Here is a 12,120-nt window from a genome sequence, read left to right as displayed (position 1 = left end):
GACCGGCAGCACAACGCATATCATGGGCGCAGGAAGCTAAAATGTGGGAGGCTCTAAAACAGTTCGAGAGCTCGCATGATGACGAAGCGGCGTTGGATGAGCGTGAAAATGCTGCCGCAGCCCGCATTTTCACGCAATTTTAATCCCGCTCTGATCACGCCGGAATATATACAAAACACGGTTATAGAACATCGCGCCATTTTTGAAACAATCGGCGCACGCCATGCACAGCAGACCCGCGCAGCCATGCAGGCCCACCTTACTCACAGCCATCAGCGCTTTAGGGGCTTCTCAGGAAGTATCGGTTCACCCCTGAGCAATATTACAGAACCCGAGTCGTCTGTCTGGGTGCGAAGTTAACTCTTCCAAAAAAAGTCAAAAACTGTGGTTTGCTCTCTCACTGCGAAGAAGTCCTGAATATTGCTTGGGTGCGAATGGCGTTCCGATCGAGAAAGGAACTCCAAATAGTCAGGATTAAAGCGATAGTCACCAGAACGGCACCAACCCAAGGTGTCGATCCGAGGCCTAGCGATGATTCCACAACGAGGCCACCAAGCCAGGCTCCAATGGCAATACCAAGGTTAAAAGCAGCGATGTTTAATGCGGAGGCAACATCTACAGCACCGGGGCGGTGTTCCTGAGCAAGTTTAACGACATAAAGTTGAAGTCCCGGCACATTGCCGAACTGGAGAAACCCCAGCAAAGCGAGTGTTAGAATTGCAGGCAACGGAGATACGGCAGTAAATGTCAACATGATCAACACGAGAGCTTGTAAGGCAAAGAGACCTATCAGGGCTTTCACAGGGTTCTTGTTGGCAATCCGCCCCCCGGCAATGTTGCCTAAAGCAATTGCTAAGCCGTATAGCACCAATACGAGGCTTACACTTTTCTCAGAAAATCCAGTTATCTGCTGGAGTATCGGTGCGAGATAGGTAAAGGCAACAAAGGTTCCGCCATAGCCCAATGCCGTCATTGCGAATACGATGAGCAGCCTTCCTGAGCTTAACACTTTCAATTGATCAAGAATATTAGCCGGAGCAGCTTTTTTCAAGTTGTTAGGAAGAAGTGTCAGGATTGCCAAAAAAGCGACAATACCAAGGGCAGCAACAGCCCAGAATGTCGCGCGCCAACCAAACACCTGACCGATGTAAGTGCCAAGAGGAACGCCAGTAACGATTGCTACTGTAAGCCCCATGAACATCATGGCAATCGCAGACCCGCGACGATCTTGCGGTACGAGATCAGCTGCAATGGTTGCACCAACTGAGAAGAAGACACCGTGTGCAAATGCGGCCAATACTCTGGCAACAAGGAGCAACGTGTAGTTTGGTGAAACTGCTGCTACTGCATTTCCGACAATAAAAAGCGCCATCAGCCCGAGCAGTAAGGGCTTTCTCTCGACGCGTCCGGTGAGTGCGGTCAGAACGGGTGCACCAAACGTAACGCCCAGTGCATATACGCTGACGATTAAACCTGCCAATGGCAATGTAATATGCAGATCACTCGCAACAGTGGGTAAGAGGCCAACAATTACAAATTCTGTAGTTCCAATCGCATAGGCTGCGATTGTTAGAGCAAAGATAGCTAATGGCATGACCATTCCTTCGTCGATGGCGATTTTGAGATCGCTATCGGCTTATTTATCTGAGGGTTCCAGTTGGCCGGAATATGGTCCTGGAGGACTTGATTGATAATCCGCATTGTTGGATTAATATTTATGAAAAAAATTCACAGGTAGCACCAATGGATAATCGTACCGGGGAAATGGAGGTGTTTGTTGTCGCCTCGGAACTGCAAAGCTTCTCAGCTGCGGGCAGACGGCTGAACATGTCCCCCTCTGCGGTGAGCAAAATTGTTACGCGTATTGAGGATCGTCTCGGAGTACGGTTATTGCATCGATCGACACGAATGATGACATTGACTCCAGAGGGAGAAACTTATCTGGCCCGGGCTCGACAGATATTGTCTGACATTGATGATACGGAAAAGAGCATCGCTAATAGGCGTGATAATACGCCTCGTGGTTTGCTCAGGGTCAGTGCTTCTGTCGGGTTTGGAGAGGTAATATTATTGCCACTCCTGCCGGCCTTCCTTGAACAATATCCAGATGTCCAGATCGATCTATCACTTACAGACGGCATCATTGGCTTGATCGAAGAACGCACGGATGTTGCAATACGCTCTGGATTGATGGCCGACTCCTCATTCAAGGCCAGAAAAATTTTTGAAAGCCGACGTGTTGTCGTCGCATCCCCTGACTATTTAGCATCGAAAGCAGCCCCGCTAACGCCGCAAGACCTTGCTCATCACAATTGCTTCAGTTTTAACTTCGCTCGCACCCTCAATGAATGGCCATTCCGAAATCCGGGATCATCAGAGGTTTATCGCATACCAATTACGGGCAATGCCCTGGTGAACAGTGGAATGGTCATCCGCAAACTCTGCCTTTCAGGAGCAGGTCTGGGAAGAGTGGGGCAGTTTCATGTGCAAGCCGATATTGACGCTGGCCGTCTCATTCCAGTGCTTGAGGACTTCAACGCAGAAGATATTGAACAGATACATGCCGTGTTTTTGGGGCACAACTATCTCGCTGCACGTATCCGTGCCTTTATAGATTTTCTTTCCGAGAATATACACACGAGCGGCTACTTACTTCGCTAAGATAGAGCCGTATTTTCTATTAGGTCAGGGATCCATGGTTCGGAGAGAGCAACCAGTTTCAGGTTTGGTGTGATGTGATGAAGCTTGCATAGCCGTCACCAATCGCTCTGCTAAGAAAGCCTGAATAATGATCGTAAGCTTTATCTTCTGGCGAAACGCGCCCAAAGATCGGCGTTTCAAAAACCCTCATCGGTATAAGAACCAGCGGCACTGATACAGGCGTTAGCTGCGCTCCCTGCCCCGCCCGCAAGGTCGTTAGAATCCCATACATTTCACCTGAAATACTGGGACGGGATAAAACCGCCATTCGATGCTGACCTGATGTGTTAGTCACCAGGTAAACATGGCCCGAGAGATGGGGAACGGAAACACGTCCATGTTGCGAGAACGACGTATCGATACGTTCCCGCTCTTCAAACTTTAAATGCGTATTTTCAGAATCCCAGCCAATATCAGTGCAGTAAGCAAAGATATCACTGCTCTTACCAAAGGAAGGGCGAAGCGTTAAAAATGTGCCTTCCAGCCAGGAGACCGCAGCACGCGAATATGCCCCTAAATCTTCATGAGCATGTGCCTGAGGGGGGATTATTATTGGCTTTTCCGTCTCTGGCTTATCACGCAGCTTCAGCCCCATAGCCTGCTCAAGCCGGATGATTGTCGCGAGTGTAAATGGACGGTGACCCGACAGAGCTTTTTCGAGCGTCGATAGGCTAATACGCGCCTCGTCTGCCAGTTGTTGACGGGAAATTCTGCGACGCGCTATCTCCTCTCGTACACGTTCAGCGACATGGCTGTTCATCTGATCGGGTAAAACAGCGTCTTGCTGAGACATGAAATCTTCCTGAATACGTACTTTCCTTCACAATTCCACACAACGGCGCAAGCGGCAAGGTGGTTTGCGGCAAACGGCGGATAAAACTTGGCAAAGCTTACGCTGGTGCCAAATCAGCGGAACAGCGAAGAATGCGTCCAGTTAAACGATCAATACAGGAGCGCATCATGTTGCCTGCCTACAGACACTTACACGCGAGCGAGAAATCAATGCGTCTGTCGCATTTCTGCAAAGCCATCTGGTTGATGAATATGCTGATATTACCGATTGTGGCGGTTATTCTTTCACTCCTGAATATCGCCTCAGCCCGAGCAGAAAAGGCCGCATATCTGACACCGAATGCGGTGCAAAGCGGTAGCCTTCTGCTGCAAAGCAGTAAGGAGGGCCAGTATATTGAAGCACCTCGCCTTACAACAGATTACGACATTGATGTCAGCGGCCCGACAGCTCGCGCCCGTCTGAGCCAGATTTTTGAAAATCCGACTGACGGCTGGGTAGAGGGGCTATATGTTTTTCCGTTGCCCGAAGATAGTGCGGTCTATTCTTTGAAAATGATTGTTGGTGACCGAATTATTGTCGCTGATATCAAGGAAAAGCAGGTAGCACGCGAAATTTACGAAAAAGCAAAGAGTGAAGGCAAAAAAGCAGCACTCATTGAGCAACAACGCCCTAATGTTTTTACCAATGCGGTTGCTAATCTCGGACCTCACGAGAAAGTCGTTGTACAAATCGAATATCAACAGCCTGTCCGCCTGAATGACGATCAGTTTTCCTTGCGCCTGCCACTTGTGGCTGCGCCACGATACAATCCAGAAAACATTGATCCCATTGAACAAACCGTCAACGTTGATGGCGGATGGGGGAATACTCAAACACAGCCAACCATTGGTCCAGATAATAACCCCATCAAAACATCGCTTATTATGCCGGGTGAAAAGCGCATGAATCTGGTCACAATAGGCATCAACCTCAAACCTGGCTTTGCTACCACTGAGATTAAAAGCCTTTATCATAAGGTTCATATTGATCAGCAGAGCCCGCAGACGTCTAAAATCACTCTGGATGGCGAAACCAAAGCGGACCGTGATTTTGTGCTCGAATGGCGAGCCGCGAAGACAGATATGCCTAACGTCGGATTGTTTCGCGAACGCGTTGGCGATGATGACTATGTACTTGCATATGTAATACCACCGCATGCTGAACCCGACACGGTTCAGTCGCGGGAAATCATCTTCGTGATCGATAATTCTGGTTCAATGGGCGGCACATCAATGAGACAGGCCAAGACCAGTCTCCGCTATGCCCTTTCCAGACTTAACCCCGGAGATCGTTTCAACGTAATTCGCTTTGACAACACACTTACCAAGTTCTTCGAGGATTCTGTCGATGCCACAGAGCAAAATATTGATGATGCCCGCCAGTATGTTGCCGGCCTCGAAGCGGTCGGCGGAACAGAAATGTTGCCCGCAATGCACGCGGCTTTTGATGACAGCCACAAGAAAGATGGTTTGCGCCAGATCGTGTTCCTGACGGATGGCGCAATCAGCAATGAACAGCAATTGCTTGATGTTATTGCATCGCGTCGCGACCGCTCACGTCTCTTCATGGTCGGCATCGGATCGGCCCCCAATACATATCTGATGAACAAAGCCGCTGAACTTGGTCGCGGTACCTTCACACATATCGGTTCGCCTGATGAGGTGGAGCAACGTATGCGTGAATTGTTTGATAAGCTGCAGAGCCCGGCTGTAACGAGTGTGACAGCGAAATTTTCACAGGATGGTGCCAGCCAAACCCCTGGCATGCTTCCAGACATCTATCACGGCGAACCCCTCGTTATTGCTGCACGGTTAAAGCATGCAACTGGGTCACTAACGATTGAAGGCAATGTAGGAAGCCGCCCCTGGACGATCACCTTGCCACTTGATGCGGCGGGCAATGCAGACGGTATTTCTAAGATATGGGCTCGGCGAAAAATCGATGATGCAGAAGTTGACATAAAACTGAACCGCTTATCACCGCGCGCAGCTGATGCACGTATCCTTAGTCTCGCATTGGAACATCATCTCGTAACACGGCTTACAAGTCTGGTGGCCGTAGATAAGACGCCAGAACGCCCCTCAAATACCCCGCTTACCCGTGCAGAAATTCCACTCGAACTGCCAGCTGGATGGGACTTCGATTCTCTCTTTGGCATTCGCACTGAACGCAGCCCTACGGACCACGCTGATGCCAGCGCTGAAAAAATACAGCTTCGCGAAAAAGCTGCCATCAGCGCACCAAATCTTCCCGCACCAACAATGCGTTTGCCGCAGACGGCCACGCCAGCAACCCTCAATATGTTTCAGGGCTTAAGCATTATTTTCATTGGGTTTTTGGTCTTCTGGTTCTCCCTTCGCAGAAAGCGCGCACAATGAAGATGATTATGGCGCAGAAATCCAAACTAACAGAGCGCGCTATGTTGCGCGCTCCTATAAGGCTTGTTTCGATCATCATAATGATCTCTGGTCTTGTTCTTTTCAGCCAAGGGCTTTGGATCCATGCAAAGGCCTATGCGGCACAAATTCTTCTGGAACGAGCTTTTTCACAGAGCATCAACTCTGGCGATAAGGTCAAACCATGGAGTTGGGCTGATACCTGGCCGGTTGCACGTATCGAAGCGCCACGATTGGAAATGTCCGCTATTGCTCTGCGTGATGTGAGTGGACAATCTCTTGCCTTTGGTCCCGGCCATTTACAGAACACGCCGCAGGCCGGTGATCGTGGAACCGCAGTCTATGCAGCGCATCGTGATACGCACTTTGCTTTTCTGAAAGATATTGAAAAAGGAGACCTTATCCGTGTTACGCGCAATGACGGAAAGACATATACCTACCGCACCACTCATATGACAATTACGCACTGGGACGAGGCGCAAATTGATATTCATGCATCAGGATCGCATCTCGTTCTTGCAACGTGTTACCCTTTTGATGCCGTCACGCAAGGGCCGCTACGCTATCTCGTCTATGCAGATATTGTTGTAGAAGATATAGAACAGGTTCCGTTTGTCCGACTTTGAGGTAATGTATGATGCACCAGTACATAATTGCACTTTTGTTACTCATGCCGGGTGTCGCATTCGCAAATAGCGATGAAGACCGTTATTCTTATATCTGCGACCATGATAATGCCATTGAGATTATTATTGCGCAGGATAAGCCAGATAGCTTGATACTCAATGCTTTCAGTAAAGAGCGCGTTTTTGAAAGAGTTAGCTCCACCCCCCTCAATTTATTCAAGGGGGAGCAGGGATATGAAATATCTTTTGAAAATATGAACCAGATATTCCTTACAACTCAAGGCGTGCAATACACATGCAATTTGGACGCCGCTGGTTAGGATAGCTTTCGCGTATCTTATTCAAAAAACCGCTTTAAGCACTCGCCCCACTCTATTAGGTCCAGACATAACGAACGATATGAAAGAAGACGGGCGCTGAGAAAACAAGGCTGTCAGCGCGGTCGAGCATACCGCCATGACCTTCAATCATATGGCCCCAATCTTTTACCCCGCGATCACGCTTGATGGCCGATGCGACGAGCCCGCCAAAAAAGCCCATAATGCAGACAGCTGCGGCAAGCGCACCCGCCTGAACGGGCGAAAAAGGTGTAAGCCATGCAAGCCCAGCACCCAGCAGCGAGGCGGCGGCTATCCCACCGACAAACCCTTCCCATGTCTTGGACGGGGAGATATTGGGAGCAATGCGGTGTTTGCCGAATAGCTTGCCGAATATATATTGCAACACGTCGCTGCCCTGAACAGTTGCAACCAAAAATGCAATGAGCAGTAGTTCTTTTCCTTCATAGCCGGGAATATCCAGCGTCATCAGCGCAGGCACATGGCTGATGCAATAGACCGAGAGCATGATTCCCCATTGCTGCTCGCTGATGCGTTCGAGAAAGCGCGATGTATCTCCGGAAAGAGCGGTCAGCACCGGCATGGCGAGGAAGCAATAGACCGGGATGAAGATGGAATAGAGGCCATACCAGTCGGTCCAGATCAGATAATACTGTACCGGAATGACCAGCAGAAACATGCCGAGCAAGACACGGTGATCAGCGCGGCGGGTTTGTGTCAGCGTTGCATATTCGCGCAAGGATGCGAAAGAAATGAGCGCAAACAGCACGATCACGCCGCCTTTGCCGAACAGGAAGGCGATGCACATGGCGCCGACCATGATCCACCATGCTTTGATGCGGGCATTGAGGTTAATCAGTGTGGATGAAAGCGGCTTTGGTGCGCGCCACGACAATACACCGGCAACAGTGCTGGCTGTTACCAGAACGCCCATGAGGCCAAGGAAAAGCTGGGTTGTTTCGCTCATGGGAGATTACCATTCTGAGGCTGAATATCGAGAAGGCTTTGGCGGGCGCGGGTCAAGAAATCCCTGCGATCTTCGCCCATATCGAGTTTAATCGGCGCACCGAAAATGACGCGGCAAAGCAGCGGCACAGGCAGCATTGCGCCTTTTGGCAGCACACGTGACATGTTTTCAATCCAGCATGGCACCAGTTCGACATCCGGTCGCGCCAGCGCAAGATTGTAGATGCCGGAGCGAAAACGCAACAGCGCTTCATCACTCATATTGCGTGTGCCTTCGGGAAAAATGATGAGTGAATGACCATCGGCAAGCGCTTTCAACATCACTTCCATCGGGTCTTGCGTGCGTTCTACCCAGTTGCGTTCGACAAGCACGGTGCGCAGCAGCACTTCAGCCATGAACTGGCGCACGGCATTGCCGCGCCAGTAATCGGCACCAGCGACAGCACGGGTCCGGGCGCGCTCTTCCTGGTTAAGACAGGAGGAAAGCAGAATGAAATCACCATGGCTGGTGTGGTTGGCAAAATAGATGCGCTGGTTGCGCGAGGGGCCGGAGCCGCTCCAGATTGGCCGCACGCCGGTAATCCCGCGCGACAGGATCGCGAGCAACGAGCCAAAAATCGATTGCACCTGATGGCGGATCAGTTCCCGCATATCAAAGTCCCTGACCATGTGGCACGAAGGCCAGAAGAAAGAACAGCACGATTGCCAGTATCAGAAAAAGCCGCAGCCGCATGATGATGCGCCTAGAACCGGCGATGCGCTCAGAAAGAAAACGGGTGGGGCCGATAGCTTCTCGCAAACCCATTTTCTCAAGAACCTTATCAAGTTCGATCAGCCCTGCCTCTTCAACCGGATTTGCAGCAACCAGTCGGAAAAGTGCGGCATCAAAAAGCAGATGCGCTGCAATTCCAAGAGCGCTCAGTGTGCTCAAAAGCAGAACCGGCCACACCAGCCAGAAGGTGAGATCATGGACAGCACGCAAGAACGGCGCGATAGCCAATATCAATACGGCCAGTGCAATGCCGAGATGGGCGTTGCGCTGCAAACTTGCCGCGATGCTTGATGCCTGCGCGCTCATTGATGCACCTCAGCCGAGTGGAGATGCACTGGCCAGCCTTTTGCGCGGATCAGCGCTTCGGCTTCGCGTTGATTGTTCACGCGGCCTGTGTTGATAAGCCAGTGGGCTGCAACGGTGGCGCTGCGTTGAAAGCCCAACGCGCAACAAATGAGTACCGGGCCGTGATGGCGTGCAACTTCGACCGCATCCGATGCGAGCCGCAGCTTTTCTGCTGGAAGCTTGATGAGATCAATCGTACCGTAGCTTTTCCAATCGATAGAGTGCGCGGGTGGCACCATTTCGGATGCGAGATCAATAACGGTCGAGAAAAATTGCAGGTCTTTAGCCTTGGGGAAGCGTCCGAGAAAAACATTGTTGCCTAGTTCGACATGGGCTGGAAATTTGCGCGTCCACAAGCGGATATTCAGCCGGGCAAAGAAGCGGTAAGGCCAGAGCAAAAGGCGGCTGGCAAAACTGACCGAGCCGTTAGTTTGTTTCTCAAAAATGCCAGAACCCGCACCGAAATAGCCGAGCGCCACGATTGCAAGTGCGGTTGCAGGCCAGAGCCAGAAAATGGCATAGCCAGTTATGCAGAGGCCATGGACGCCCAGCGCAAGAAAAACTGATGCCCCCGCAAGATAATACAAGCCGATACGCCGGGATTTCGGGTCTAATGTGAGCTGAAAATCTGCCAAAGGCGATGGCGTATTGCTTGGGAAAAGCCACAGAGCAAACAGCCCGAGCAAAGCGCCTGCGGGAATATCAACCGCGTGATGCTGATAGGTGGTGAGCACCGATAGTCCAATCAGCAGACACCAGACATGCCAGATCACACGCAGGCCAAAGCCCATCACACGGCGTATCTGATCCCAGATGATAATCAGCAGCGCAATATGCAACGAGGGTGCCTGATTGAACGGTTTGTCAAACCCGCCAAGCACATCGAACATTAAGCCAGGAAGTCCGGATGTTTCAGGCTTCACAAACGTGGCGGTCAGCGGAAAGGCAACAAAGCAAAGAACGGCGATGATCTGTGCTGTGAAATAACGCTTTGCCAGCCGGTCTACCTGTTCCGGGCTGTCATTGATGAACAGCGCAATTGCATAAAAAAGATTGACTGACCAATAGGGAATGATGCTCCACGCGATAAAAGGAACATGGCCTTCCCAGTTGAAAGCGAGGTTTGGCACATCTTCATGGAGTGATGCGAGCCAGTTGGCGGTGCCATAGGTCAGATAGAAAAAGGGGCCGAGAAACAACAGCCAGAGGATTGAACGGCGGATGACAGCCCGCCGAGAGAGACCATCATGGTCTGCCAGTCGTGTGATCACGCTGCGTTGTCTCCGGTGCGTTCGGCGATCGATACAGTGAAAATGCCCCATTGATCAATGCGCTGTTCGATCTTGCGATAGCCTGCCTTTTCAACAAGCTGATCCATTTCGCCCTGCGTGCGGCGACGCATGACCCATGCCTGTCCGCCGCGATGTGACGTCAGCGCGCGCGCGATCATTTCAAGCTGCGGATGCCATGGCTGGTTGGTGTAAATAAGCAGTGAGCCCGGCTTCTGCACTCGGGCGAGACCCGAAAGCGAACGGTTGATCAGCGTATTATCCGCAAAAAGCTCATAAAGCCCCGAAACAATTGCAAGATCTGGTTGCGGCGCAATGCTTGCAAGGCTTTCGTTGTCAAAAGCGTCGCCTTCTTCCATATGAGCGATGGCCTCAAGTCCGCGTTCTTTGATGAGCTTGCGCCCGGCCAGCACATTGATCGGGGAGTAATCACGCAGATGAATGCTGTTCGGCAATTCGCCGGCACGCACCACTGCATCTATCACATAGCGGCCATGACCGCAGGCAATGTCGAGGATATTGGTTGATCGACCTTCGCTTTCGAGCCGCCGGATCGCATGTCGGATCAGTTCCTCAAGATGCACCTTGCGCTGGCGAATGCCGCGCCAGCCAATGGCTTCCAGAAACTGTTTATCGATGAGTTTGCCGCCGGGGCCTAAGCCACGCGCTTCGTTTTCATAGATATAATCGAGCGTGGAACCGGAATCAAAACCGGTGCGGCGACCGACGCTCAGGCCCTTCGACAAGAGTGAGCCAAAGCCAATGGAGGCGCGCGTTGATGCCCAGTAAAACCCGCGTGGTGAAAGCAGCGGCAGCGGGCTGGATAATTTGTCGGCCTCGTCGCGGGTGTGGCCTACAATATGCGCATCCGTCAGATCAGCGCGCTGTGGCGCCTCTGCAAAACGCGCCTCGATGAAATCATGGATCAGCGCGAGCGCTGATTTGCGGTCGCGTTCGCCCAGCGTGTCATGATAAAAGCCTTTGAGCACATGGCGCTCTTTGATGCGGCTGCCGAGGTTTTCAAAAAAGCGATGCTGCGGCGTTGGCCGCACGACAAAATCGCTGCCAGAAATGAGAAGTTGTGTCGGAACTGTAATCGCCCGCGCATCGTCCACCACGCGCTTTGCCGCCTCATTAAGCTGAAGCAGAATATGCGAGGCGATGGGCCGGGTAATCAGCGGATCAGTGCGATAGGATTCAATCCGCTCCCGATCATGGGTCAAAAACTGCGGTTTGACGTACGAATTGACGATGAATGTGCCTTTGAGTTTCTGCCAGAGCGCGATGCCCTCTTTGGCGAAAGGCACATAAAGCTTGATGTCGAAGGCTGGCGACGCCATGACAAGCGCACGGATATTGGGCGCATAGTCATGCACCCATGTGGCTGCAAGAACCGCGCCAACGCTCTGCGCAATCAACGCCAGATCTTCGTTTCTTACGCCGGTTTCATTACGAATATAGGCAACAAAACTATCGAGATCGCGGACCGACGCACCGAAGGACGGTGAAAAGCCGCGCACGCCTGGCGAGTTTCCGTGGCCGCGTGCATCCCAGGCATAGAAAGCGTAATCATCAAGGCCAAGCTCATCAACAAGATGTTTCACTCTTCCGCTATGCTCGTGCCCGCGATGCAGCAGCACAATCACGCCTTTGGGCTTTTCAGACAGCGCAGGCCAGAAACGATAAAACAGCGAAGTGCCGTCATGGGTGACGAAATGGGATTCCTGCGCCTCACGATGTGATGCTGCCTCATGCCCCGTCAGTCCTGCACGCTGGTTCATTCCCACTCCTCTCAGCAAGTCCTCTAACTTATTCTCCCCAATAATTATTGAGTAGAATAGAATATTTGAATAAAC

At 51.5% G+C, this 12,120-nt stretch carries 12 protein-coding genes; 5 read left to right on the top strand and 7 right to left on the bottom strand.

Annotated features, from left to right (window positions below):
- The first annotated feature begins 75 nt into the window (after positions 1 to 75).
- Complete coding sequence (locus WH356_RS14675) at positions 76 to 360, top strand: FCD domain-containing protein (RefSeq protein WP_339512026.1); 285 nt, start codon at positions 76 to 78, stop codon at positions 358 to 360.
- 37 nt (positions 361 to 397) lie between these two features.
- On the opposite strand, the gene WH356_RS14670 is transcribed toward WH356_RS14675, so the two are convergent.
- On the bottom strand, positions 398 to 1,594 hold the full coding sequence (locus WH356_RS14670) for an MFS transporter (RefSeq protein WP_339512024.1): 1,197 nt from the start codon (positions 1,592 to 1,594) through the stop codon (positions 398 to 400).
- 149 nt (positions 1,595 to 1,743) lie between these two features.
- Here WH356_RS14670 and WH356_RS14665 point away from each other — a divergent pair, with 149 nt between their 5' ends.
- On the top strand, positions 1,744 to 2,661 hold the full coding sequence (locus WH356_RS14665) for a LysR family transcriptional regulator (RefSeq protein ID WP_339512022.1): 918 nt from the start codon (positions 1,744 to 1,746) through the stop codon (positions 2,659 to 2,661).
- Positions 2,662 to 2,719: 58 nt separating this feature from the next.
- Here WH356_RS14665 and WH356_RS14660 read toward each other — a convergent pair whose 3' ends face one another.
- Entirely contained in the window at positions 2,720 to 3,493 is a 774-nt protein-coding gene (locus tag WH356_RS14660; RefSeq protein ID WP_339512020.1) for a helix-turn-helix domain-containing protein, read from the bottom strand.
- Between the two features lie 209 nt (positions 3,494 to 3,702).
- Here WH356_RS14660 and WH356_RS14655 point away from each other — a divergent pair, with 209 nt between their 5' ends.
- Genes WH356_RS14655 through WH356_RS14645 form a run of 3 tightly spaced genes read left to right on the top strand, consistent with a single transcriptional unit; the run spans position 3,703 to position 6,874 of the window.
- Positions 3,703 to 5,910 carry a marine proteobacterial sortase target protein gene (locus WH356_RS14655; RefSeq protein ID WP_339512018.1) on the top strand — a complete coding sequence of 736 codons (2,208 nt, stop codon included), beginning with the start codon at positions 3,703 to 3,705 and terminating at the stop codon, positions 5,908 to 5,910.
- A gap of 41 nt (positions 5,911 to 5,951) precedes the next feature.
- A complete protein-coding gene (locus WH356_RS14650; RefSeq protein ID WP_445253678.1) occupies positions 5,952 to 6,554 on the top strand; it encodes a class GN sortase in 603 nt (200 codons plus the stop codon).
- A gap of 8 nt (positions 6,555 to 6,562) precedes the next feature.
- Positions 6,563 to 6,874 carry a hypothetical protein gene (locus tag WH356_RS14645; RefSeq protein ID WP_339512014.1) on the top strand — a complete coding sequence of 104 codons (312 nt, stop codon included), beginning with the start codon at positions 6,563 to 6,565 and terminating at the stop codon, positions 6,872 to 6,874.
- 55 nt (positions 6,875 to 6,929) lie between these two features.
- Here the strand turns inward: WH356_RS14645 and WH356_RS14640 are convergent, their stop codons facing one another.
- The 5 genes from WH356_RS14640 to WH356_RS14620 are packed head-to-tail and all read right to left on the bottom strand — an operon-like array spanning position 6,930 to position 12,045.
- On the bottom strand, positions 6,930 to 7,859 hold the full coding sequence (locus tag WH356_RS14640) for a phosphatidate cytidylyltransferase (protein WP_339512012.1): 930 nt from the start codon (positions 7,857 to 7,859) through the stop codon (positions 6,930 to 6,932).
- The gene (locus WH356_RS14635; protein ID WP_339512010.1) at positions 7,856 to 8,509 is read right to left on the bottom strand and encodes a lysophospholipid acyltransferase family protein; all 654 of its coding nucleotides are present in this window, start codon (positions 8,507 to 8,509) and stop codon (positions 7,856 to 7,858) included. The genes WH356_RS14640 and WH356_RS14635 overlap by 4 nt, the downstream gene beginning before the upstream one ends.
- A 1-nt stretch (position 8,510) precedes the next feature.
- Positions 8,511 to 8,936, bottom strand: coding sequence for a hypothetical protein (locus WH356_RS14630; RefSeq protein WP_339512008.1), 426 nt, complete (start codon positions 8,934 to 8,936; stop codon positions 8,511 to 8,513).
- Complete coding sequence (locus tag WH356_RS14625; protein ID WP_339512006.1) at positions 8,933 to 10,246, bottom strand: phosphatase PAP2/dual specificity phosphatase family protein; 1,314 nt, start codon at positions 10,244 to 10,246, stop codon at positions 8,933 to 8,935. The genes WH356_RS14630 and WH356_RS14625 overlap by 4 nt, the downstream gene beginning before the upstream one ends.
- Positions 10,243 to 12,045 carry a bifunctional alpha/beta hydrolase/class I SAM-dependent methyltransferase gene (locus WH356_RS14620; protein ID WP_339512004.1) on the bottom strand — a complete coding sequence of 601 codons (1,803 nt, stop codon included), beginning with the start codon at positions 12,043 to 12,045 and terminating at the stop codon, positions 10,243 to 10,245. The genes WH356_RS14625 and WH356_RS14620 overlap by 4 nt, the downstream gene beginning before the upstream one ends.
- Between the last annotated feature and the right edge of the window lie 75 nt (positions 12,046 to 12,120).

It is taken from the genome of Ochrobactrum sp. MYb379 (assembly GCF_037479515.1).
Taxonomy (GTDB): domain Bacteria; phylum Pseudomonadota; class Alphaproteobacteria; order Rhizobiales; family Rhizobiaceae; genus Brucella.
The sequence above is the reverse complement of the archived record's forward strand: the minus strand, read 5'-3'. Positions and strand labels throughout refer to the sequence as shown.

What these genes read in the sequence shown, in the direction of transcription:
- WH356_RS14675 (WP_339512026.1), top strand. Translation starts at nt 76, where the DNA reads ATGATGACGAAGCGGCGTTGGATGAGCGTGAAAATGCTGCCGCAGCCC.
- WH356_RS14670 (WP_339512024.1), bottom strand. Translation starts at nt 1,594, where the DNA reads ATGCCATTAGCTATCTTTGCTCTAACAATCGCAGCCTATGCGATTGGA.
- WH356_RS14665 (WP_339512022.1), top strand. Translation starts at nt 1,744, where the DNA reads ATGGATAATCGTACCGGGGAAATGGAGGTGTTTGTTGTCGCCTCGGAA.
- WH356_RS14660 (WP_339512020.1), bottom strand. Translation starts at nt 3,493, where the DNA reads ATGTCTCAGCAAGACGCTGTTTTACCCGATCAGATGAACAGCCATGTC.
- WH356_RS14655 (WP_339512018.1), top strand. Translation starts at nt 3,703, where the DNA reads ATGCGTCTGTCGCATTTCTGCAAAGCCATCTGGTTGATGAATATGCTG.
- WH356_RS14650 (WP_445253678.1), top strand. Translation starts at nt 5,952, where the DNA reads ATGTTGCGCGCTCCTATAAGGCTTGTTTCGATCATCATAATGATCTCT.
- WH356_RS14645 (WP_339512014.1), top strand. Translation starts at nt 6,563, where the DNA reads ATGATGCACCAGTACATAATTGCACTTTTGTTACTCATGCCGGGTGTC.
- WH356_RS14640 (WP_339512012.1), bottom strand. Translation starts at nt 7,859, where the DNA reads ATGAGCGAAACAACCCAGCTTTTCCTTGGCCTCATGGGCGTTCTGGTA.
- WH356_RS14635 (WP_339512010.1), bottom strand. Translation starts at nt 8,509, where the DNA reads ATGCGGGAACTGATCCGCCATCAGGTGCAATCGATTTTTGGCTCGTTG.
- WH356_RS14630 (WP_339512008.1), bottom strand. Translation starts at nt 8,936, where the DNA reads ATGAGCGCGCAGGCATCAAGCATCGCGGCAAGTTTGCAGCGCAACGCC.
- WH356_RS14620 (WP_339512004.1), bottom strand. Translation starts at nt 12,045, where the DNA reads ATGAACCAGCGTGCAGGACTGACGGGGCATGAGGCAGCATCACATCGT.